The organism is Paenibacillus alkaliterrae (assembly GCF_021532375.1).
GTDB classification, from domain to species: Bacteria; Bacillota; Bacilli; order Paenibacillales; family Paenibacillaceae; genus Pristimantibacillus; species Pristimantibacillus alkaliterrae.
The window spans coordinates 65,417-88,056 of sequence record NZ_JAKGAP010000026.1 but is presented as its reverse complement, the minus strand read 5'-3'; the positions used below and the strand labels follow the sequence as shown (position 1 = coordinate 88,056).

At 48.4% G+C, this 22,640-nt stretch carries 23 protein-coding genes and 2 tRNA genes; 19 read left to right on the top strand and 6 right to left on the bottom strand.

Annotated features, from left to right (window positions below; translation table 11 throughout):
• Positions 1-114: 114 nt before the first annotated feature.
• Positions 115-1,503 carry a M48 family metallopeptidase gene (locus tag L1N85_RS13060; RefSeq protein WP_235238765.1) on the top strand — a complete coding sequence of 463 codons (1,389 nt, stop codon included), beginning with the start codon at positions 115-117 and terminating at the stop codon, positions 1,501-1,503.
• 67 nt (positions 1,504-1,570) lie between these two features.
• Here the strand turns inward: L1N85_RS13060 and L1N85_RS13055 are convergent.
• The 3 genes from L1N85_RS13055 to L1N85_RS13045 all read right to left on the bottom strand — a co-directional run bounded on the left by L1N85_RS13055 (position 1,571) and on the right by L1N85_RS13045 (position 3,273).
• A tRNA-Pro gene (locus L1N85_RS13055) sits at positions 1,571-1,647 on the bottom strand.
• A 10-nt stretch (positions 1,648-1,657) separates the two neighbouring features.
• A tRNA-Thr gene (locus tag L1N85_RS13050) sits at positions 1,658-1,733 on the bottom strand.
• 217 nt (positions 1,734-1,950) lie between these two features.
• Positions 1,951-3,273: a hemolysin family protein gene (locus L1N85_RS13045; RefSeq protein ID WP_235238761.1), complete on the bottom strand. Its 1,323-nt coding sequence runs from the start codon at positions 3,271-3,273 to the stop codon at positions 1,951-1,953.
• 243 nt (positions 3,274-3,516) lie between these two features.
• On the opposite strand from L1N85_RS13045, the gene L1N85_RS13040 reads away from it, so the two are divergent.
• The 9 genes from L1N85_RS13040 (at position 3,517) to thiI (ending at position 12,020) form a co-directional block, all read left to right on the top strand.
• Entirely contained in the window at positions 3,517-4,287 is a 771-nt protein-coding gene (locus L1N85_RS13040; protein WP_235238754.1) for a DUF1836 domain-containing protein, read from the top strand.
• 130 nt (positions 4,288-4,417) lie between these two features.
• Positions 4,418-5,098: an SGNH/GDSL hydrolase family protein gene (locus L1N85_RS13035; RefSeq protein WP_235238751.1), complete on the top strand. Its 681-nt coding sequence runs from the start codon at positions 4,418-4,420 to the stop codon at positions 5,096-5,098.
• 22 nt (positions 5,099-5,120) lie between these two features.
• Positions 5,121-6,551 (top strand): sensor histidine kinase, encoded by a 1,431-nt coding sequence (locus tag L1N85_RS13030; protein WP_235238748.1) that lies wholly within the window; start codon positions 5,121-5,123, stop codon positions 6,549-6,551.
• Entirely contained in the window at positions 6,517-7,218 is a 702-nt protein-coding gene (locus L1N85_RS13025; protein ID WP_235238746.1) for a response regulator transcription factor, read from the top strand. Before L1N85_RS13030 ends, L1N85_RS13025 begins: the two co-directional genes overlap by 35 nt.
• 70 nt (positions 7,219-7,288) lie before the next feature.
• Positions 7,289-7,981, top strand: a complete 693-nt coding sequence (locus tag L1N85_RS13020) for a YwaF family protein (protein WP_235238743.1) — start codon at positions 7,289-7,291, stop codon at positions 7,979-7,981.
• Positions 7,982-8,037: 56 nt separating this feature from the next.
• Positions 8,038-8,667 (top strand): nitroreductase family protein, encoded by a 630-nt coding sequence (locus tag L1N85_RS13015; RefSeq protein WP_235238741.1) that lies wholly within the window; start codon positions 8,038-8,040, stop codon positions 8,665-8,667.
• A 216-nt stretch (positions 8,668-8,883) separates the two neighbouring features.
• Positions 8,884-9,558 (top strand): lytic transglycosylase domain-containing protein, encoded by a 675-nt coding sequence (locus L1N85_RS13010; RefSeq protein ID WP_235238738.1) that lies wholly within the window; start codon positions 8,884-8,886, stop codon positions 9,556-9,558.
• A gap of 90 nt (positions 9,559-9,648) precedes the next feature.
• Complete coding sequence (locus L1N85_RS13005; protein ID WP_235238736.1) at positions 9,649-10,797, top strand: cysteine desulfurase family protein; 1,149 nt, start codon at positions 9,649-9,651, stop codon at positions 10,795-10,797.
• A 2-nt stretch (positions 10,798-10,799) separates the two neighbouring features.
• Positions 10,800-12,020, top strand: coding sequence for a tRNA uracil 4-sulfurtransferase ThiI (gene thiI, locus L1N85_RS13000; protein WP_235238733.1), 1,221 nt, complete (start codon positions 10,800-10,802; stop codon positions 12,018-12,020).
• 29 nt (positions 12,021-12,049) lie between these two features.
• Here thiI and L1N85_RS12995 read toward each other — a convergent pair whose 3' ends face one another.
• Positions 12,050-12,748 carry a TerC family protein gene (locus L1N85_RS12995; RefSeq protein ID WP_235238730.1) on the bottom strand — a complete coding sequence of 233 codons (699 nt, stop codon included), beginning with the start codon at positions 12,746-12,748 and terminating at the stop codon, positions 12,050-12,052.
• A 139-nt stretch (positions 12,749-12,887) separates the two neighbouring features.
• Between L1N85_RS12995 and L1N85_RS12990 the strand changes: the two genes are divergently transcribed.
• The 7 genes from L1N85_RS12990 (at position 12,888) to L1N85_RS27170 (ending at position 18,035) form a co-directional block, all read left to right on the top strand.
• On the top strand, positions 12,888-13,550 hold the full coding sequence (locus tag L1N85_RS12990) for a TerC family protein (protein WP_235238729.1): 663 nt from the start codon (positions 12,888-12,890) through the stop codon (positions 13,548-13,550).
• 167 nt (positions 13,551-13,717) lie between these two features.
• Entirely contained in the window at positions 13,718-14,200 is a 483-nt protein-coding gene (locus tag L1N85_RS12985) for a hypothetical protein (protein ID WP_235238726.1), read from the top strand.
• A 42-nt stretch (positions 14,201-14,242) separates the two neighbouring features.
• Entirely contained in the window at positions 14,243-16,084 is a 1,842-nt protein-coding gene (typA, locus tag L1N85_RS12980) for a translational GTPase TypA (RefSeq protein WP_235238724.1), read from the top strand.
• Between the two features lie 96 nt (positions 16,085-16,180).
• Positions 16,181-16,492 carry a YlaH-like family protein gene (locus L1N85_RS12975; protein ID WP_235238716.1) on the top strand — a complete coding sequence of 104 codons (312 nt, stop codon included), beginning with the start codon at positions 16,181-16,183 and terminating at the stop codon, positions 16,490-16,492.
• Positions 16,489-16,761, top strand: coding sequence for a hypothetical protein (locus L1N85_RS12970; protein ID WP_235238713.1), 273 nt, complete (start codon positions 16,489-16,491; stop codon positions 16,759-16,761). The genes L1N85_RS12975 and L1N85_RS12970 overlap by 4 nt, the downstream gene beginning before the upstream one ends.
• Positions 16,762-16,778: 17 nt before the next feature.
• Positions 16,779-17,822: an LCP family protein gene (locus L1N85_RS12965; RefSeq protein WP_235238711.1), complete on the top strand. Its 1,044-nt coding sequence runs from the start codon at positions 16,779-16,781 to the stop codon at positions 17,820-17,822.
• An 81-nt stretch (positions 17,823-17,903) separates the two neighbouring features.
• Positions 17,904-18,035, top strand: coding sequence for a hypothetical protein (locus L1N85_RS27170; protein WP_268818268.1), 132 nt, complete (start codon positions 17,904-17,906; stop codon positions 18,033-18,035).
• Positions 18,036-18,103: 68 nt separating this feature from the next.
• Here L1N85_RS27170 and L1N85_RS12960 read toward each other — a convergent pair whose 3' ends face one another.
• A complete protein-coding gene (locus L1N85_RS12960; protein ID WP_235238708.1) occupies positions 18,104-18,628 on the bottom strand; it encodes a YhcN/YlaJ family sporulation lipoprotein in 525 nt (174 codons plus the stop codon).
• A gap of 117 nt (positions 18,629-18,745) precedes the next feature.
• Between L1N85_RS12960 and L1N85_RS12955 the strand changes: the two genes are divergently transcribed.
• Both L1N85_RS12955 and L1N85_RS12950 read left to right on the top strand, forming a co-directional pair.
• Complete coding sequence (locus L1N85_RS12955; RefSeq protein ID WP_235238699.1) at positions 18,746-20,077, top strand: PhoH family protein; 1,332 nt, start codon at positions 18,746-18,748, stop codon at positions 20,075-20,077.
• A 127-nt stretch (positions 20,078-20,204) separates the two neighbouring features.
• Positions 20,205-21,491, top strand: a complete 1,287-nt coding sequence (locus tag L1N85_RS12950) for an extracellular solute-binding protein (protein ID WP_235238696.1) — start codon at positions 20,205-20,207, stop codon at positions 21,489-21,491.
• A gap of 51 nt (positions 21,492-21,542) precedes the next feature.
• Here L1N85_RS12950 and L1N85_RS12945 read toward each other — a convergent pair whose 3' ends face one another.
• Positions 21,543-22,637: a coiled-coil domain-containing protein gene (locus L1N85_RS12945; protein WP_235238693.1), complete on the bottom strand. Its 1,095-nt coding sequence runs from the start codon at positions 22,635-22,637 to the stop codon at positions 21,543-21,545.
• Between the last annotated feature and the right edge of the window lie 3 nt (positions 22,638-22,640).

Sequence of the window (22,640 nt, the reverse complement as noted above, 5' to 3'; positions counted from 1 at the left end):
CGAAAAAATGGGATGACTCTGATCAATAGCGTATAGGAAGAAACGGGCGTTTGAATACGGGATACAAAGCTTTTGGTATTCCGTGTATTTGGCGTGTATTGTTTTCTGAAGGGAATGTTGGAGTTGAATTCGTATGATTTGAATACGTCGCTTGTTCACAGAAAGGAAGACCGGTATTTTGTATTAGCGCTTATTTTCAGCGTTTTTGTGTACTTAGGGTTGCTGGTATCGATCATCTTTATTTTTGTAATTCCGATTCTTGTTTTGCTGCCTTTATTCGCCCAAGCGATAATGATGGCAAGCATTCGAACGAACGGGGTGCGTATAACGCCAAAGCAATTTCCGGAGGTATACGAGACGGTGCAGGAGCAGTGTGCGAAGATGGGCTTTGCCGTGATTCCTGATGTGTATGTGATGGAGTCCAGCGGCATTCTAAATGCCTTCGCATCGCGTTTTTTTGGCCGGAACATGGTTGTGCTTTATTCGGATTTATTCGAACTGATACAAGCGGGCGGGAGCAAGGAGCTGACTTTTATCATTACGCATGAGCTTGCCCATATTAAGCGAAATCATATAATGAAGCAGTTGGCCATCATTCCCGCTCTATGGTTCCCGTTTATTGGAGAAGCGTATTCTAGAGCATGCGAATACACCTGTGATCGTATGGCGACTTATTTCACGAATGATGCCGACGCGGCAATGAACGGCTTAACGATATTAGCGATAGGCAAATCGCTTTATAAGCGCGTCGATCGTGAGGAATACTTGCTGCACAGCAGTCAGGAAAGAGGTTTCTTCGTATGGCTGTCGGAGAAGCTGTCCACGCACCCGCCGCTTCCAAAGCGGATTTATGCTATCCAGCAATTTGCGGGAATCGCTACGACGACCGTTTTCAAATCGTCCAAAATAGGTCCCATTGTGTTTCTAGTTATCATGGTTGCATTGGTTGGCTCGATCGTGCTTGGGGTTGTATTCTCGAAAGCGATCGTTCAGTTTGCGGATTCGATTACGGAAACAGAATCGTCGGATGAACTGTTGGCCGCAGCCTCGGAAGGAGATATAGAGCGGGTAGAAGCCTTGCTTGAAGGCGGTATGGATCCGAACGTAACGGATGGGGAAGGGTGGACGGCGCTTATGTGGGCCGCTCAACTCAATGAGCTTGAAATAGCGTCATCCTTGATCACAGCAGGCGCCGACCCCGATATGGTTGAGCATAGTTATGAAGAAACGGCACTTACAATTGCTTTATTTAATGAGAGCTTAGAGATCGTTGCTTTTTTACTAGAGCACGGAGCCAATCCTAATCTTCAGGACAGCTCAGGCTGGGCACCAATCATGACAGCGGCTGCGAATGGCGACGCCGAATCTGTTCAGCTATTATTAGACGCCGGGGCAGATCCGGCTATTGCCGATGATACCGACCGTACCGCAGCGGATTATGCGTTAGAGAACGGATATGATGAAATAGCGCAATTGCTTCTGGAACGAGGAGAGCCGATATAAACAAAAAAGATGCTTGATCGCTCAAGCTTCTTTCTTCTATGTATGATTACATGAAATGCGTTCACGATGGTCGGGACGACACGATTTGAACATGCGACCCCCTGGTCCCAAACCAGGTGCTCTACCAAGCTGAGCTACGTCCCGTGAAAAGAGGTGGTGCCGTCGAGAGGACTTGAACCCCCAACCTACTGATTACAAGTCAGTTGCTCTACCAATTGAGCTACAACGGCACGTGTTTTTCGTTAAACACAAGATGTATTATTACACAGAATCCAAAATAAATGCAAGTGTTTTTTTAAAGTTTGAATTTTCGAAAAAAGAAGTGCTTTTTGGCTGAAAACCATTCTTTACTGAGTACCATTAATGAGCTTCCAAGACATACGAAGGGCTGTCCCTTGGTCATCATGGATGACTCTTGGGACAGCCCCTTGGACGATTAAACTGAAATTATGCCGTCTCGCCTTCTAACTCTGCTTCGTTTTGCAAAGTGAGCATCTCGACCTTGCGAATCCGGTTTTTGCTTGTTTCACGGATAATGAATTTATATTGATCGTAATAGTGCTCTTTGCCTGGCTTCGGATCTGGAACCTGGCTGTACAGCCAGCCGCCGACCGTATCGACATCCTCTTCCTCGAAGTTCATGCCTGTTAAGTCGCTAAGCTCGCTTAGCGATACTTTACCGTCAAGCAGGTAGCAATTGTCTGCAAGCTGCTCGATATCCTTCCGTTCGTCTGCATCAAACTCGTCTCGAATTTCGCCGACGATTTCTTCAAGTATATCTTCAATCGTAATAAGTCCAGACGTTCCGCCGTATTCATCCACCAATATAGCGATATGAACGCGTTCTAGCTGCATGCGCTTCAGCAGCATCTTGACCGGAGTAACCTCGGATACACTGAGGACCGGATGCACGAGCTTCTTGAAATCAAAGTCGCGATCCGTCTCATACTCCAAGAACAGCTGTTTCGTATTAATCATACCTACGATGTTGTCCTTGCTCTCGAGGGCAACCGGGAAACGTGTGTATTGCTCTTTACGAATAATATCCATATTGTCTAGCAACGATTTGTTCGTGTACAAGCAGACCATATCGGTGCGGGGCACCATAATTTCCTTCGCTAACAATTCATCGAATGCGAAAATACGGCTTACATACCCGTATTCAGTGTTATTGATCTTGCCGCTTTGAAAGCTTTCGTTAAGAATGATTTGAATCTCTTCTTCGGAATGTGCTTCCTCATGCTCTGTGGCAGGCTTTAAGCCGAATAAACGGACAAGAGCGTTAGCGGAGCCGTTGAGCAGCCAGATGAAAGGATACATTAAGGTATGAAAGAAAATAATCGGCTTCGCTGTTAAAAAGCTAATAAATTCGGCCTTCTGAATGGCCCATGTTTTCGGAGCAAGCTCCCCGACAACGACATGAAGAAAGGTTATAGAAATAAATGCGACCAAAAAGGATAAAATATGACTGAGATCACTGTTTAATTCAAAACGTTCAAACAAGGGTAAAAGCAGTTTTTCAACTGTTGGTTCACCTAACCAGCCCAGCCCAAGCGCTGTAATCGTTATCCCTAATTGGCAGGCTGACAAGTAGGCATCCAGATTGCTCGTAACACGTTGAACGGCAAGCGCGTTCTTTCGGCCCTCAAGCACTAACTGATCAATCCGACTGGAGCGCAGTTTAACGATGGCGAACTCCGTTGCGACGAAAAAAGCAGTTAATAAAATAAGTAGAGCAACCATGAATAAATTGAATCCTATACTACCCATTTTCGTTTCTCACTACCCTTTTTTATATGAATTTTTGTATACTTATTTACTACTATAACGAATCCTTCCCCTTTATGACAAACGCCATATGCAACGCTTACAGCCTTTTAAGACCTTTATGAGCGAGTTAACAAGCTGGAAAAGCTTATTATCATTGATTTTCGAGCCTTTACAACGGTCAAACTCAGGCATATGATGAGTTCATATGAACTTGTAAAGACATTACTGCGAGGAGGAAGGGTTATGGAGTCCTTTACGCTTACTCGAAAAGAGATGGCTTGTTTGCTGCTCGCCCTGGACGGAAAGTATGATAAGAAGCCGCTTCAGGTGCTGCAGACCGCATGGACCAAAACGCATCAATCTGATTTAGAGCAAGGGAGCGGCCTGCCTGCATTTTTATCCACGCTGCTGCCTCCCATTATTGAAAAGCTGATCAAGGGAACCGAGAGGAAGGGCTTCTCGCTTCATGAGATCGCGGCTCTCGGCCAGCTTATAGAATATTCAAATCTGTCGATCACCTCCATGCAAAATTGGGTGAAGCGAGACTTCAAGCCTTATTTCGACTGCCCGAAGGCCGGCAAAAAATATTCGCTTAACCAAGCGGCGCTGATATTCATTATTGATGATTTAAAGTCAAATCTTGATTTTGAATCCATTCGTAAGCTCTTCGAGATTGTGTTCAAAAAACCCGAGGACGAAAAAGATGACTTGGTCGGACCAATTGAACTATATGCATCGTATACGAGCATGTTTGAGGAGTTGGATGCAAATAACGATCAACTGCTCGATATTTCCGGTCATTTGAAAGAAAATCCGCATCAGGATTTATTAACGGAGCATGTCATTCGTTCTTCGGCTAATCAGTTTGCAAGCAGGCTGCCCAATCTTACGGAACAGCAATGGGAAGCCGTGCGCAATATCTTGTTAGTCGCGGTCATTTCGATACAAACGTCCTATTTCCATTCGTTAGCAAGACGGTATTGTAATGCGACTTTATTTTTATGTCCGGAATAAAGCTATATTTAGCTGTCCGCCTCCTGGGGCTGGATAGCTTTTTTTGTTTGTTTAACATCGATAAAAATTGTGATATGGTAGGTATAATTTGGTGTATTTCTATTAATTCAACTTATGGGAGGCCATGTTCATGCGGTTGACGAAAGGGCAAAAGTTACTTTTTATCGGGGATTCGATTACGGATTGCGAGCGTAATCGTCCGAATGGCGAAGGATTATTCGGTGCGCTGGGGAAAGGATATGTCGCAAACGTAGATGCGCTGCTGCAGGCCGTGTATCCCGAACTCGGCATTCGCGTTGTCAATATGGGCACAAGCGGCCATACGGTCCGTGACTTGAAGGACCGCTGGCAGGCGGACGTTATTGACCGCAAGCCGGATTGGCTTGCCGTTATGATAGGTACAAATGATGTGTGGCGGCAATATGATACGCCTTTCATCCCGGAGTGGCATGTTTATAAGGATGAATATGAGCACACTCTTCAATCTTTAATCGCGGAGACGAAGCCGCTCGTGAATGGCGTTGTGCTGATGACTCCATTTTATATTGAAAGCAATGACAAGGATGCCATGCGGGCAACGATGGACGAGTACGGTGCGATTGTGAAGAGAACGGCGGAGCGGAACGATTGCTTATTCGTCGATACGCAAGCAGCCTTTAATAAGGTGCTTGAAGAGCTGTATGCATCTACGCTTGCGTGGGATCGCGTTCACCCGACTGCGGCGGGCCACATGGTGTTGGCGAAAGCTTTTCTGAACAAAATCGGCTTCGAATGGGTGCGTAGTACGGATACAAGCGGGAACAAAGAGTAGTCTGTTGTGAAGGAGATGCCTTATGCTGTTCGTTCTTATCGCTTTGTGGGCTGTAGCGGCCATCGTATGGCTTTCGGACCGGCGCGCGTCCGTCAATCGCTGGCTGGGTGCGGTGGCGTTCAGCGGCGGAGCAGGCGCGCTTGCCGCCGTGCTTGATCTGCAGTGGCTTCCGGTGATGGAGGAAGCGGGAATGAACGAGGTAGCGCAGCAACTGCTTTATCGTCTGCAAGCGTCAGCGTCTCTAATATCGTATTACGGACTTCCATACGCCTTCCTTTTATTCGCGATGGCCTACCAGCCGGTACGATTGCCGGATCGACTGCAGGAGCTCATGCCATTTTTGCTGCTGCTACCCATTATCGGCTGTATCGTATTTACGCCATTTTATACGGAAATGTATCCCATCTCCTTCAAAATTGTCGTTTGGTGGGCGGTGCCGTACATGTTGTACGGAGCGGTTCAAGTGCTGCTGAAACGCCAGCTGTATGCCGCCTTTTCCCGTACGCATTGGATCGTTTGCTCTGCTGTGCTGCCGCCCGTTTTATTTTGCATGGTAATGAATTATGTGCTGCCTAGCTTCGGCATGCTGCGCATGTGGGTCTACAATACGTGGATCGTGGGGCTGGGGGTAACCGTTTTCGTCGTGGGTCTGTTCACCTACGGTTTTATGGGCGTCCGCGTGATGGTCGATCGAAGAAGGTTTGATTCCACCCTGCGGGCGGTTACTTCGGGAACGGCGATACTCAACCATGCGATCAAGAACGATGCGGGTAAAATGCGGCTGTTCAGCGAGAAAATGAAGGCGTACGCGATCGCAACCGATCAGCAAGAGCTGTTGGCTGATATCGAAACGGTTCTTAATGCGTCACGGCATATGCAAGACATGCTGCAAAGGGTTCACCGCCGCACAGAGGACTTGGTGCTGCAGGCGGAGGAGGTTGATTTGGCTCTGCTCATTGACCAAACCTTGAAGTCGTATGCGCCGGCGCTGGGGGGCATTAAGCTTCGTACGGAGCTTCTCGCAGGCTGGACGTGCCGGGTAGATCCTGCCCAAGTCAGCGAAGCATTAGGCAACATAGCAGCGAATGCGCTGGAAGCGATGAAGGGCAATGGCGAACTGCTCGTCCGATTCAGCGAAACGAAGCGGGTGCTGATCATTGAGGTCCGGGACACGGGGCCGGGTATGGAAAAGAGTGAAATCAAGAAGGTGCTTGAACCTTTTTATACGACAAAGAGCGGCAGCGATACCAACTTTGGCTTGGGTCTTCCATATGCTTATCATGTCATGCGTAAGCATAAAGGCATGCTGCAGCTTCGCAGTAAGATAGGCGAGGGGACTTCCGTCATCATGACGTTTCCGAAGCGAAGCGTTCAAGCGGAGAAACGAGCTGCGCCAAGCACGGAGGGGGGAGAAGGGCATGGGCAACATTCGGGTATGGATTATCGAGGATGATCCCGATTGGCTTCGGGGCCTGGTCGCCTATTTAAATAAGGAACAGGATATCGAGGTTGTATGGACGGCTAATCGGCCGGAGGATGTCCGGCAAGCGCTGCGGGAAGAGCGGTACGTAACGATTCCGGCAGATGTGGTGTTAATGGACATTATGCTGGACGGGCGACCGGAGGGCGTGCTGCTAGCCGAGGAAGCAGCCGCGTTTATGAGCGCCCGCATCATTATGCTGACGTCGATGGAGGAGAAGGAGCTCATTTTCCGTTCTTTTCAAGCAGGAGCCATCGATTACCAAATCAAATCGGATTTTGAAAGCTTGCCCGACGCGGTAAGATCCGCAGCCAAAAGCCAATCTCCAATAAATGCGGCCGTTGCGGAGCGTATGCGCGAGGAATTCAAACGGCTCAAGCAGCTTGAGCGTGAGTTCGAGGCCAAGAAACTGAACGACCTCATTACGCCCTCGGAGCTTCAGCTATTGCATTTAATTGATCAAGGCTATACGCAGCCTCAAATCGCGGATAAACTGGTCGTCTCCATACGGACCGTCAAAAATCACGTCAACCATATTTTAAAAAAGCTAAACCTGACGGGCTCGCGCGAAGCCGCAAGCAAAGTGAAGGAAATGGGATTATTTCAAAAGCAGCAGGACAATGATAGTACCAAATCATAATGGTACTATTTTTTTATGCCTTTTTTGTAGAAAATAACAATGAGCATTCTATGAATTGGAGGGAGAAGCCATGTCTTTTGAAATGTTCTCTGCATCCCATATTGCCGCAATAGCTGCCGGCATCCTTTTATTTGCAGGAATCATATTGCTGCGAAAGCAGCTTAGGCAGCCGAAGGTGAATCTCAAAGCCCGTTATGGTCTCGCCATTCTGCTGCTTGTCAGCGAGGCTGCGCTTCAGCTTTCCTATGTTATCGAGCATAGCTGGGGAGCGGCTTCGCTGCCTTTTCAGCTATGCAGCTTAATGGTCCTCCTATCTGCTGTTTTGCTGCTGACTAATGCTAAAAGGCTTTACGACTGTGTTTTCTTTCTTGGCAGCATGGGTGCTCTGCAAGCGCTGCTCACGCCTAATTTGGACGAGGCATTTCCTCATTTTAGATATTTTCATTTCTTTATCGCGCATATCGGAATTATTGGAGCGTCCGTGTTCATTTTGGCGGTCGAGCGTTACCGGCCTACCTTTCGTTCGGTGCTGAAATCTCTGTTATGGCTGCATCTGCTCGCCATTCCTGCGGCTATTGCCAATTACGTTACGGGTACTACAAACTTTATGTTTTTGGCGCGCAAGCCTGCATCGTCCTCCTTGCTTGATTTGCTTTCTCCATGGCCTTGGTATTTGCTCGAGCTTGAGATTATTGCTTTCTCAATCTGCTTTATGCTCTATGCATTAGTAAAGTGGCTTTTGCCGAAACATAATTATGATTAGAAGGGGAATAATGAATTCAGTCACTTGACACCGAAAACGGAGAGGCAGGAGAAAAAATGATAAAGCAAGCCGGCTTGGATACCAAAACATCAAAACCCTTTTTTGACGCAGTCAAGGCAAGACGCTCGATCTATGGCATCAGTAAAGAGGCCGTTATTTCCGATGAGAAGATTGTAGATTTGGTGCAGGAAGCAGTCAAACATACGCCATCTTCCTTTAATTCGCAAAGCGCCCGGGTTGTCGTGCTGCTTGGCGGGAACCACGATAAATTTTGGAATTTGACGACGGAAACGCTTCGCAAAATCGTGCCTGCGGATCAATTCGAGCCGACTGAGCAAAAAATGGGCGCATTTAAAAGCGGCTACGGCACCGTATTGTTTTTTGAAGACAAAAACGTAGTAGACGGACTTATGCAAAGCTTTCCGTCATACGCGCAAAACTTTCCGATATGGTCGCAGCATTCCTCAGGCATGCATCAATTTGTCGTTTGGACAGCGCTCGAAAGCGAGGGCTTCGGCGCTTCGCTTCAACACTACAATCCATTGGTGGACGATGAAGTGAGGTCAACTTGGAACTTGCCTGATTCTTGGCAGCTGATTGCCCAAATGCCGTTTGGCAAACCGACCGCGGCTCCAGGCGAGAAGCAGTTCCAGCCGATCGAAGATCGTGTCAAGGTATTCAAGTAAACAAACGGATGAATATTTCCCTCTGGAAACGGAGCATGCCTTGCAACAGGCACGCTCCGTTTTTAGCTGCCTGCTGCTGGTCTATTCGCAGAAAAGGCTCTCGGAAAACTAGCCGTTTGCTCTAAAAACATGTACAATAATATCCGATATACCAATTAGACAGGAAACGATGATTTTTCCTTCGCTTACACAGAGCTTCTTTCCTAGGAGGAAACCATGAGTATTGACCCGCGAATAATAAAGACTTTATTGCAACTGCAGCTGGCACCAAGCTTACATTCAAAAACGGCTTCCAATCCGTTGAATGCAGCGGCCGGCGGCGGATCAACTTCCTTATTCGATACGTTATTGTCCCAGTATATGTCTGAAAGCGCAGCAAACGGTCATTCCGCCACACCGGTAACGAGAGAAGAAGCGCTTGCCCAGTTATCTACCACAAGCGGAATAACGAACATTTCTTATGGAAGCACAAGCTCATCAGATCTTCCGTCTAGTGAATACGATTTGCTGATTGAGCAGTCCTCCGCCAAATACGGGGTCGATTCAGCGCTCATCCATGCGGTCATCCGGACGGAGTCGGGCTTCCGTGCGGATGCCGTATCGGGATCAGGCGCGAAAGGGCTAATGCAGCTGATGGACGGAACGGCTAGAGGTTTGGGCGTTACGAATTCCTTCGATCCGGCGCAAAATATTGATGGCGGAACCAAATACTTATCCTTTCTTCTTAAAAAATATAACGGGAACGAGCAGGTCGCGTTGGCAGCCTACAATGCCGGACCCGGTCGTGTCGATCGCACGGGCATAAAGACGGATGAGCAGCTTACCGCTAACTTGGAGGCGCTGCCGGAAGAAACGCAGCAGTATGTCACCAAGGTGTTGCATGCCAGATAGAATGCGGCAATTAGATCACGAATTGGCTCCCACCATGGTTTGGGGGACAATCGTTGATCTTTTTCTTTTTTGGAAGGAGAATGAAGGATTATGCTATATTTTGATCACTGCGCTTCGACTCCCCCTTATGACGAGGTCGTTCATACGATGATGGAAGTGATGCGAACGCAATACGCGAACCCGTCATCGCTGCATCGGGCTGGAACGGATGCCGACAAACTGATTGAGCGGTCGAGGACGGTTATTGCCGAACAAATGCAGACGAAGAACGGCAGATGGCTGTTTACGGGCGGCGGCACGGAGTCGAATAATTTGGCTGTTAAGGGTATCGCTAAGCAGTACAGCGGCAGAGGGAAACATCTGATTACGACACAAATCGAGCATGCATCCGTATATGAATCCTTCTCGCAGTTGGAGGAAGAAGGGTTTCGCGTCACGTATTTGCCGGTTGATGCTTCCGGTCACGTACGCGCCGAGCAGGTGTTGGAGGCTTTGACGGACGAGACGATATTAGTCAGCATCATGCACGTGAACAATGAGATCGGATCTATCCAGCCTATTGAGGAAATCGGCAAGCTGCTGAAGCGTCATCCTAAGGTAATTTTTCACGTCGATGCGGTTCAAAGCATCGGCAAGCTGCCTATAGCGGTCGAAGAGTGGGGAATCGATGCGGTCAGCGGCTCGGCGCACAAGCTGCGCGGTCCGAAGGGTGTCGGGTATTTATATGTTAGAGATGGCATTACGGTTTACCCATTATTTACCGGAGGCTCACAGGAATACGGATTTCGTGCGGGCACGCAAAATGTTCCGGCAATTGTCGCATCCGCGAAGGCGCTCCGCATGTCATGCGAAACCATGAATGCCCGGCAGCAGCGAACGAATGTTTTAAAGCAGCAGCTCATTCGGATGATGGAAGAAATACCGGAGCTAAAGCTTAATGGCGGAGAACCGGCTGCTTCGCATATCGTTCATTTCTCGTATCCGGGCATGAAGCCGGAGGTCATTATTCATATGTTGGAGCAGCATGGTATAATAGCATCAACGAAATCGGCTTGCTCGTCCAAGGAAAATAAGCCAAGCCGTATTCTACTTGCCGTCGGCGCAACGCTCGAACAGGCAGCCGGAGGCGTTCGCATCAGCTTCGGAGACGAGCACACGGAGCAGGATATAAGACGGCTTGGCGAAGCGCTTCGCCTTGTTGTCGAGCATTTGAAGCCGCTTGAGAGGAGATTGACCTAATCTTGCTTTATGATCAAATTGTACTTCGTTATGGAGACTTAACGGTAAAGGGCAAAAATCGCAACCGGTTTGAGAAACGTATGCTGGAGCAGGTGAAGCAGTCTCTATGCGCGTTTGAACATATCACCTATTTTAAATCCTTCGGCCGCTTGTACGTCAAACTGAACGGCAATCCTTACGAGCCTGTAGCCAATCGGCTGAAGGATCTATTCGGCATCGTTACGCTTAGTCCAGTCGTAAGCGCGGAGCCGGATCTCGAGAAAATACGGGCTGCTGCGTTAGAGCTTATGTTGTCGCTGCCCGAAACGCCTGCGACCTTCAAAGTAAGTGCGAAACGCGCTTGGAAGAAATTTCCCCATACCTCGCAGGAAATGAATCATTTGGTTGGAGGCCATGTGCTGCGCGCGATGCCGGAGCTTAAAGTGAACGTCAATAAACCCGACGTTGAGCTGCGCGTCGATATCCAGGAGGAAGCAACTTATTTATTTTATGAAATCATACCTGCCGCCGGCGGCTTTCCGTATGCATCGAACGGCAAAGCTATGCTGCTTCTGTCAGGCGGCATCGACAGCCCCGTAGCTGGCTGGATGGCATTACGCAAAGGGCTTGAGCTGGAAGCCGTGCATTTCCACAGCTACCCGTTCACCAGCGATAAAGCGAAAGAAAAGGTGATAGAGCTCGCGAAGCGGTTGTCTTATTTCAGCGGCGAGCCGCTCAAGCTGCATCTTGTTCCTTTTACGGAGATCCAGACGACTCTTGCGGCGGCGAAGAGCGACAATTTGATCATTACGCTTATGCGCCGAGCGATGCTTCGCATAACGGAGCAGCTCGCTGAGCGCAGCGGGGCGAATGGCATAGTGACCGGTGAGAGTCTGGGACAAGTGGCCAGCCAAACGCTGCCAAGCATGAACGTGATCGGACGAGCTGCAGAGCTACCGCTGTTGAAGCCTTTGGTCATGATGGACAAGCAGGAGATCATTAACGTTGCAGAGCGAATCGGAACGTTCGAAACGTCCATTTTACCTTATGAGGATTGCTGTACGTTATTTTTGCCGAAATCGCCAAGCACGAATCCGAATCTCCGCATAGTCGAGAAGGTGGAGTCGCTTATTCCTCAATATTACGAGCTGCTAAACGCAGCAACCGAAGGTACGGAAGTGCTTGTGCTTACGCCGGGTAGTCAAACCGCTATTCAAGCAGCAGGCGAAGACAGCTGGTTTTAACCGAATGACAAAAAAGAAGCAGCGAGCCCTTAATGGGGTTCGCTGCTTCTTTGCTTTGCCGCTTGTTTCCTTCGCAGATTGGTAAACCAGCCGGCTGCTATCGTCAATATGATTACGACGATTATGAATGACCATAAAATAACCGGACTGCTGTCGAAAAAGTCCATTAACGATTGCTCATGCGTGATCATTTTCGCAGCCGTGTAAGCCAGAACGCCGGCTCCGATATAGATGATCCATGCAAAGCGGTTTATAAGCTTGATAAACAGCGTACTGCCCCAAACGACGACCGGGACGCTTATGATGAGTCCCAGAATGACGAGCAGCGTATCGCCGTGGGCCGCGCCCGCAACGGCAATCACGTTATCGATCCCCATTGCAGCGTCGGCGATTATGATCGTTCGGATCGATTGCCACAATGTATTCCCGGCTTTTACGTGATCATGAGAATCTTCCTGTACAAGCAATTTGTAAGCAATCCATACTAACAACAGCCCGCCTACAAGATTTAGCCACGGTACATGGAGCAGCTGCACAACCAGCACGGTAGCGACGATCCGAATGCCGACGGCACCGAAAGTGCCCCAGATTACCGCTCTTTTCTGCTGCTCCTGCGGCAAATTACGAGCTGCTAATGCAATGACGATAGCATTGTCCCCGGCCAAAATGAGGTCGATGAAAACAATAGTCAGCAGGGCGGAGTAAAACTCGACCGAGAAAAGCTCCATTTCTATTTACCTCCTTACTTAAAACAAGCACATCTTGATGTTTATACATAGATATGAATCTTGTCGAGGATGGATTCACTTTTTTTTGGACATATTCCCCGGAGCTTGTTCATACAGCTGATATGAGGGGGAATGTATCTTGGACAGCCTATTTATTTTCATGCAAATTATATTGATAAACATTTTGCTGAGCGGAGATAATGCGATTGTTATCGCAATGGCAAGCGGCCATCTCCCGCCGGAGCAAAGAAAACGGGCAATTTGGTGGGGGGCGCTGACCGCTGTCGGGCTTCGCTGCATACTGACACTCGCAGCGATTCAACTGCTTCAGGTTCCGTTTTTGCAAGCGGTCGGAGCGTTGCTGCTGTTTTATATCGCCGTCAAGCTATTGGCGGATGCAGGCGGAAGCCAGGAGTCGCATCGGGTCAAAAAAGCGACAACGATCGGCCAAGCCATATGGACGATAGTCGTTGCCGACTTTATTATGAGTTTGGACAACGTGCTCGCGATAGCCGCAGTTGCCGACGGAGACCCCGTTCTCATTCTGCTAGGCATTGCGATCAGCATACCGATGATCATTTGGGGCAGCCAAATGCTGGGGGCTTTGCTGCATCGATTTCCTGCTCTTTCCTATATAGGCGCCGCGTTGCTTGCCTATGCGGCCGGGGAAATGCTGATGCATGATCCCGGCTTGGATGAGCTCGTATTCCATGGATCGAAGACGCTCGCCGAAGCGATTCCGCTCCTTTGCGTGCCTCTTGTAATCGCGCTTGCGGTTATGCGAAAAAAGCCTGTTTCCTGATGTTTAAGGCACTAGCCGTTCACGCAAAATATGGCGGAACGGTTTTTTTTGCGCTGACGCTCGCTTCATGCTGGTATTTTTGGTTGACTTCCATTAAACTAATATAGATAAAAACTGTCGTCTTTCGTCAATATATGCGATTGACGTTGTAAGGAGCGGAAGCGCGTATGCCTAATAACAAATATTCCGCTGGAATCATTTTGCTGTTAGCCGGGGTCGTTATTTTGCTGGGCAAGTTAGGTGTATTCAGCTTTTTGGGGGCGATTTTCTGGCCGCTGCTCGTCTTAATCCCTGGTCTGTTGCTGCATGTGCTTTATTTCGGCAGATTAGTTCCGGCGGTCGCGCTTGTCCCGGGCGGAATGCTCATTGTCTATGCCTTGCTGTTTATCGTTTGCAACCTATTTGGATGGGATAGCTTGAAATATTTGTGGCCGCTGTTTATTTTCGGGGTAGCTGCCGGCCTTTACGAATATTATTTATTCGGTACATCCAGACCGAGTGTTGTACTCACGGCATCGATTGCGCTTGCTGCCGCATCGGCCGTGTTCGTAGTTCTTGTTTTATTGTGGAGCTGGGGGATTTATGCGATTGCTTTGACGTTCATAGCGGCAGGTGTATGGATGATGCTAAGCAAACGCAGACGCTGGTAAAAGGATTTAAATAAAAAAAACAAATGGAGTGGATTACAAGTTATGCAAGCAAGAGAGAAATTACGGAATATCGCCATTATTGCCCACGTTGACCACGGCAAAACAACATTGGTCGACAAGCTGCTTCAACAATCGGGAACGTTTCGCGATCACGAGGCCGTCCAGGAGCGCGCGATGGATTCTAATGATCTTGAGCGTGAGCGCGGTATTACGATTTTAGCTAAGAACACGGCGATTAACTACAAGGATTATTTGATAAACATCGTGGATACACCAGGACATGCCGACTTTGGCGGCGAGGTAGAGCGTATCATGAAAATGGTTGACGGCGTTCTGTTGGTCGTTGACGCGTTTGAAGGCTGTATGCCGCAAACGAAATTCGTTCTGCGCAAAGCGCTTGAATCGAAGCTGACGCCGATCGTTGTCGTGAATAAGATCGACCGTCCTAATGCTAGGCCGACTGAAGTTGTGGATGAAGTGCTTGACCTGTTCATCGAATTGGGCGCTGATGACGAGCAGCTTGAATTCCCGGTCGTTTACGCATCTGCGCTTATGGGAACATCCAGCCTTGATCCTGAGAAGCAGGACGATAATATGGAAGCAATGTATGAAACGATCGTAAGCAATATTCCGTTTCCGACCGAGGATGTGGAACAGCCGCTTCAATACCTGGTTACTTTGCTTGATTACAATGAGTATTTGGGACGTATTGCGATCGGACGCGTAAACCGCGGCGTGATTCGTCAAGGTCAATCGGTTGCAGTCATGACGCGCGAGGGCGGTACGAAGCAAGCGAGAATCGAGAAGCTGTTCGGCTTCCAAGGCTTGAAGCGCATAGAAATCGCTGAAGCGGGCGCTGGCGATATCGTTGCCGTTGCCGGAATTCGTGAAATCAATATCGGAGAGACGATAGCAGATCCGCAGAACCCGGAGGCTTTGCCGGTTCTGAAGATCGACGAGCCTACTCTTCAAATGACATTCCTTGTTAACAACAGCCCGTTCGCGGGCCGCGAAGGCAAATGGGTCACTTCCCGCAAGCTTCGCGAGCGGTTGTTCAAGGAGCTTGAGACTGACGTTGCCCTTCGCGTAGACGAAACGGAAAGCCCGGACGCGTTCATCGTATCCGGCCGCGGCGAGCTTCACCTTGGCATCTTGATCGAGAACATGCGTCGTGAAGGCTACGAGCTGCAAGTATCGAAGCCTGAGGTTATTATCAAGGAAATTGACGGCCAGAAGAGAGAGCCTTACGAGCGTCTGCTCATTGACGTTCCTGAAGAGAGCATGGGAGCGGTTATGGAGAGCTTGGGAACCCGCAAAGCCGAAATGGTCAACATGATTAATAACGGCAATGGACAAGTGCGATTGGAATTCATTATTCCTGCACGCGGCCTAATCGGTTACCGTACCCAATTCCTGACGCTTACGCGCGGTTATGGTATCATGAACAACGCCTTCGACAGCTACGGCCCGCTCGCTGGTTCCAACGTAGGCGGCCGTCATCAAGGTGTGCTAGTAGCAAGCGAGAACGGAACGACGACCTTCTACGGCATGATGGGCGTTGAGGACCGCGGTATCCAATTCCTGGAGCCGGGTACCGAAATATACGAGGGAATGATCGTTGGCGAGCACACGCGCGAGAACGACATCATCGTGAACATTTGTAAAGTGAAGCAGCTTAACAATATTCGTTCTGCCGGTAAGGACGATACCGTTACGCTAAAAAGTCCCCGCTTGTTCTCGCTTGAGCAGGCGCTTGAGTACTTGAATGATGATGAATATTGCGAGATCACGCCAAAGTCGATTCGCCTGCGCAAGAAAATTTTGAATAAGAGCGAGCGCGAGCGTGCTGAAAAGCATCGCAAAACGGCTCAAACCAGCGTATAAGCTGACTGTTACAGGAACGTAAGGTTTTGCTGACGCAAAGCCTTACGTTTTGTTTAAAATTTAAGCTGTTCCTGCAAGAAAAAGGAGGTACTCTGCATGCAAGCGTGGCTAAGCGATCATAAGCTGGTTTCTTATTTGCTTATACTGGGCTTTACGATTTACATATTCAACAAAGTGTTTCGTGCTCAGCAGAAGCTGCCGTTATTGAAAGAGATACTTGTGTATGCGTTGATTGCGTTCGGATCTTTTATTTTAATGATTTTACAGGTTGATAAGCTACCTATTATCCAATGTATGGGGGTAGCGGTTCTTATGATGCTGATGCTCCGCGGCCGTCAATTGTACGATAAATGGAAGGGAAGCAAAGCAGCCGAAACGGCGCCGCAGAAAGCGGAACCCGGCAAATGAAGCTCGAGGACGCCTTATTCAATTGGCTGCAGATCCGGCTGGTCGCGGACGCGCGTCCCGATGACAACGCAGCAATGGATACCGTGAATTTTTTTGCGGAAATATTATCGGAGGATCACGGGCTTACTCATTTTGAAATTTCGAAGATCGATGACTCGATGGTCCATGTGAGATATGACAAGGAAGGCCGTTCAAAGCTTCAGCTATACCCTCGCGAAGCAGCTGAGCAGCTGCTTTCGGACATCGAATCGAATCCAAAATATAACTGAGCTTGAAGGTGACATATATGAGTCAAGGTTCGACATCATTTCCTCCAAGAACGGGTGCTCGCGGACCGTCAAAGGCGAAAAAGCAAAAACCGCGCAAAAAGCGTTCAATTTTAAAAACGTTTTTTGTTCTATTGTTCAGCATGCTGCTCATTATAGCCGCGGGTCTTGCTTATGTCGTATTCAAAGCTGATGATGCCATCCAGCACATTGGAGTAGATAACGATACGGTTGACATTCCCGCCGGGGAGTCGGTCAAAGAAAAATCGGTCGCCATGGTGCTGATGGGACTGGATTCACGTTCTCATGGGGGCGGCTTGAATACGGATGTCATGATGGTAGCGGCCTTTAATCCGAATACGAAATCGGCTGTGGTTGTCTCCATTCCCCGTGATTCCAGAATTGAAGTAGAGGGCTACAGAGCGCGTAAGGCAAATGGTTTTTATGCCGATTTTTACAGCTACGGGTTAAAAAACGGGCTGGAGAAGGAAGCGGCCTATGCCGATGCCAAGCAAGAGGTAAGCAATGTCATGAGCGGGCTGTTCGGTATTGATGTGAAATATGCGTCTGTCATAAACTTCCAAGGATTTGCGGATATTGTCGATGCGCTTGACGGGGTTGAGGTCAATGTCGATATGCGCATGAAGTACAGAGACACTGCTGACGGCACGAATATCGATCTTCAGGAGGGCTTTCAGGTGCTGAACGGCGATCAAGCGCTTGATTTCGTCCGATACCGCAAGTCGAATGACGGACGGAACATGTCAAGCGACTTCGACAGAAACCGACGACAGGGCGAGGTTATTGGCGCTTTGACAGATAAGCTGAAGTCGTTTGGCGGAGCGGCGAGGATTGGCTCGGTCATCGAAGCCGTCGGAAATAATCTAACCATGAACATGCCGTCCAGAGAAATAAAAAGCCTGATGACAACGTACCTGGGAATTAATCGCAGCGACATCACATTTATTCCGCTCGAAGGAAACTGGAAAAGTCCATACGTTTATCTTGACGAAGCTAAGCTTGACGAAGCTCGATCCGCGCTCCAGGCAAAAATGGCTGAATAACCATAGACTATAGCTAATATTATATATATAATGTTGCTACAGAGGCCATATTTGAAATCTGTTCAGAAGGAGGTCATGCGAGTGACCGAATCCGTAACAGCAAGATCGGGACAAATGATTGAAGTTTTGCGCAAGCGTCTCATCGTTCTACTGTACAATGTTGCGGCGGACTATGCCTTTGAACGGAAGTTTGTTGCTATAAAAAAAGCCTAGTGATTTTTCACTAGGCTTTTTGTGTCTTTTGAGTCCTTTTACCAAATATTAATATTAAAATATCTTATTCATCTTTGGAGTTCTTGCCTTCCAGGCTCCTGCGGCAGGACATCGCGAGGCAGCTGCGGAACGATTCGTCCCATAATGTCGGCCAACTCTTCGGCGAAGCCAGCTAGAGGCCTGCCGCGTCTGATGTCAGCTCCAATTTCATTAAGCCTCTGTTGAAGGTCCATATCTGCTGTAACAAGAGCATCTATGCCGTAGGGGTCTTTACGAAATGCTTCGGCAACGGAATATTTTATCGTACCTACCCGGGAACGTTCCATTCTGGCATCTACATCAATGCCGACAATCGCAGTATTGCCGAGCACGACACAGTGCGCGTTCCTTACGCCGTTAATGCCTTTGGCTAACTGCTCCAGATGTACCGCTACTTGTTCCGAGTTTTTAATTTCTTTTTTTCGGGGATCGGTTTGCTGAGCTTCTACACGGCCATTACTCTGTGGAGAGGGTGATGTTTCATTACGTGCGACGGTGTTGCAGCCTGTCGCTACAATCGCAACAATAATCGCTGAAGTAAGCCATTTGAGCATGTCTGCCACCTCTTTTTTCATTGAAAATAATCATTTTGCTTGTCCGTCATAGTTTACCCGCAGCTAAGCAAAGCTATGTATGCCTTCGAAAGAATACTCAACGCCGGGAGGGTTCTCATGAAAAAAATATTCGTGCTCGATACTAATGTGCTGCTTCATGATCCGCAAGCGATTTTCGCTTTTGATGATAATGAAGTCATTATTCCGGCGGTAGTGTTGGAAGAAATCGATTCTAAGAAAAGACTTGCTGATGAATTGGGACGCAATGCACGCTCGATCTCCCGCCTGCTCGATAAAATGCGGGAGAAAGGACATTTGCATGAGGGGATTGAGCTTCCCAGCGGAGGCTTGCTCAAAGTGGAATTAAACCACCGGAGCTTTATGCGCGTGCAAGAAATGTTTGGGGAAATGTCGAACGATAATCGAATATTAGCGGTTGCGCTAAATTACCATTTAGAGCAAGAAGAAGGGGAAGAGAAGAGAAGCATCGTCTTGGTCAGCAAAGATGTGCTGGTCAGAATCAAGGCCGACGTGCTCGGGCTGCAGGCTCAGGATTATTTGTCAGACCGGGTCGTCATCTCCTCAGACTTCTATGCGGGTTATATGACGTTATACGTTCATCCGGCCGTTATCGACGAATTTTATACGTATCGGTTTCTTACCGTAAACAATATGCATCTAACGATTCGTCTTAAACCGAATGAGTTTGTTATTTTGCGAGATGAAATGGGGACGTCGAAGTCCGCGCTTCTCAAGGTAAGTCAGGATGGAGCCAGACTTGAGCCGCTATATTTGAGCAATGATCCCATATGGGGCATTACGGCGAGGAATGCTCAGCAGCGCATGGCGCTGGAGCTGCTCCTGAACGACGATATCCCGCTTGTGACGCTTACGGGTAAAGCAGGTACCGGGAAGACCCTGCTGGCGCTTGCTGCGGGCCTTCTTAAGACGGAGGATGAGCATAAATACAAGAAGCTGCTTATTGCGAGACCGGTCGTTCCCATGGGCAAGGATATCGGATATTTACCGGGTGAGAAAGAAGAGAAGCTGCGTCCGTGGATGCAGCCGATTTATGATAATTTGGAATATTTGTTCGATACGAAGAAGGCCGGGGACATCGATAAAATATTGATGGGGATGGGCAGCATACAAGTAGAGGCGTTAACCTACATCCGCGGCAGGTCGATTCCAGGACAATTCATCATCATCGATGAAGCCCAAAATTTAACCAAGCATGAGGTAAAAACGATCGTATCCCGCGTAGGCGAGGGCAGTAAAATCGTCCTGATGGGAGATCCGGAGCAAATTGACCATCCTTATCTCGATTCGATCAGCAATGGCTTGACGCATATCGTAGAAAAGTTCAAAAACGAAGGAATAAGCGGACATATGACGCTTGAGAAGGGCGAGCGCTCAAAGCTTGCGCAGCTTGCGGCTGATTTACTTTAAAATAATGAGATTCTCCTTCCAGTCGAGGGGGATCTTTTTTTTGTTCATTCTGCAGGTTCATTTGGACAAGAAAGGAATTTATTGTTATCCTATTTTTAGTAGATCTAAGGATGAAAGGAAGAAGGCTGTGTCCCCCGGAAAATATGTGCCTCTTGTTATCGGCGCGTTACTGCTAGCAGCAATGTTACTCGTTCAATTCTCACGCAACGCGGATCCTGCAAGCCTTGGCAAGCCGGATGGAAAATCAAACGTGCAGCCTGTTGAAGGCGAGCCCGAAGTCGATCAGCTCACTGAAATTCATGTAAACGTTTCCTTGCCGGCGGATCAATTCCATCAGCTTGTTCAGGCGAATCAAAATTTTATGATGAAATATTCTTATATCCAAGTGCTGTTGACGAACGAAGCTTCTGCTTCCAAAGCCTACGAACTATGGACGCGGCAGAGCCAGCAGGGCATAGCGGCAGATGTTATGCTTCTCGATAACGGGTTTGTAAAACCATTTGCCGTGCATGGGTTTCTGCAATCTGCGGATAGCCTTATAACGGGCGATTCGCTATCCGACCACATGCCTGGACTGCTGGACCCGCTGAAGTGGAATGGCTATTTGTGGGGAATGCCCAGAGACGTAAATCCCTATATCGTTGTATGGAACGGCTCTCTGCTCAAGAAGGCGGGTTTGCAGGATCCGCCAACCGATTGGTCTGCCTATCAAGCAGCCGCCGCGAAGGCGATCGAGATCGATCCCGGCACGCGTATTTTGAATTGGAGCATCGGAGATTTAAAGCAGCAGCTTGGGTGGTTGGCGGCGTTTCAATCGGAACATTCCAACTTGATCAATATGCGGCATTTTAACGAAATTCAGATGGAACAGCTGCGGTGGCTGCAGACGATGGAAAATCATATTAGTCTCATAAAGACGGAAGCTGCAGACGAATTGAATGAAGCTTTTCTCGAAAACAAGCTTTTAGCAGCCGTTTTACCATGGAATACTTATGAGAAGCTTAGTGAGAGTGTCCGGAAAGAGTTGATCGTAGATCGCGATCATATTTATTATCCTTGGTTAAATGGCCGAAGTTATGTCATTTCGTCAAATAGCAAAGCAGAGGAGGAGGCCATGCTGTGGATCGGTGAGATGACGGACGTCCATCATCAACAATTGAATTATGAGCGCTTTGGCCAACTGCCTGTGAGCGCCTCGTTATACACATCCAACAGCAGCATGGATGTGGAACAAGATCAAATTCCGCCCGCTTGGTGGCGGAAGCTGCTGGAGCCTAATCAGCCTGATGACCAATTGCCGCTTCCTGATCCATTATGGGCGGAGAAATGGCAATACCGTGAGGAGCAATGGCAGTTATATTCAAAGGAAGGTTTTGAGTTGGGTGCTTATATCGAAGCGCTCCATGCGGGTTAACAAACAGAGAAGAGACTGCCTCGTTATTGACATGGACAGTCTCTTCTTTGTTTACAGCTTTAGGCTTAGCTGAATGGTGAGCTCGCCATCCTTCATGCTCACTGCATTTGCTTTCAGAAAGGATACGATTAAATCGGGATAAAAGCCAAGATCAAATTCTTCTTCTAAAGCTTGGCGGGTAGTGTCAGGCAGCGTAAATCCGTTAAACAACAGCTCGTCAACATGGAATAGGATGCTGTTTTTGGGCTCGTTCTCAACCGTGTAATGACCGGTGATGCGAATTTCCATATTGTCGCGCATCCCTTGCGCGGTTACTTTGCCGTCCGAAAATTGGAAGGAGAAATGATTGAAAATGTCGTTTTGCTCGCGCAGGAATGTATTCAGGTCCTTCTCCGGCACTGTAATCGTATATTGAAAACCTTTAATCTCCAGCAGCTGCTTATTTTCTTGGACCCAGCCAGGCAGCTTCTGCATCGCCTCCGAAAGCGCGCGGAAATATTGCTTAACCTCGTCTATGCCTGCTGACTCCCAGAAGGAGGTTAGCTCGTTCATTAATAATCGCAGCTTTTCAGCATCAGACCGTCCTGCAAGCTGCTCGTCGAGCTGCTGTTCAAGCGCTAATACGCGGGAGCGCTGAGCCAGAAGCTGCCGTTCTACAGCCTTAAGCTCCTCATTCCTCGATTCAAGCCGGTTATAGCCATCCTTCACTTTCCTGTATTGCTCCACGTAAGTATTCAGAGTATGCTTGTCGTGTGTAAGTATAAATTCGGCATAATCCATCATTTGAAACCATTCGGACAAGGAGTCAAAGGATAATAGCGCGGTAAACAAAAAATCTCGTTCACCCGTGTAGTAAGCGCGCAGAACGCTTCCCGCCTCATCCTGCTTGTCCGAAACCAGCTGCTCCTGAAGCGCTAATTGCCGTTCGGTATCATTCATGCTTAGCATAAGCTGCTCTTTCTGTTCTTGAATGCGTTCGATTTCTTTGTCGATTTCGACGATAGATAAACTGTTTTCCAGCAGCGTATGAATATCATCTTCAACTGCCAGGGGCTCGGCCGAAGCAGGAAGCCGAAGCAGAAGCAATACACACAGGAGCACGGCAGCAGCTGATAGGGTGATATGTCGCTTTGCGGGTTCAATCAACGG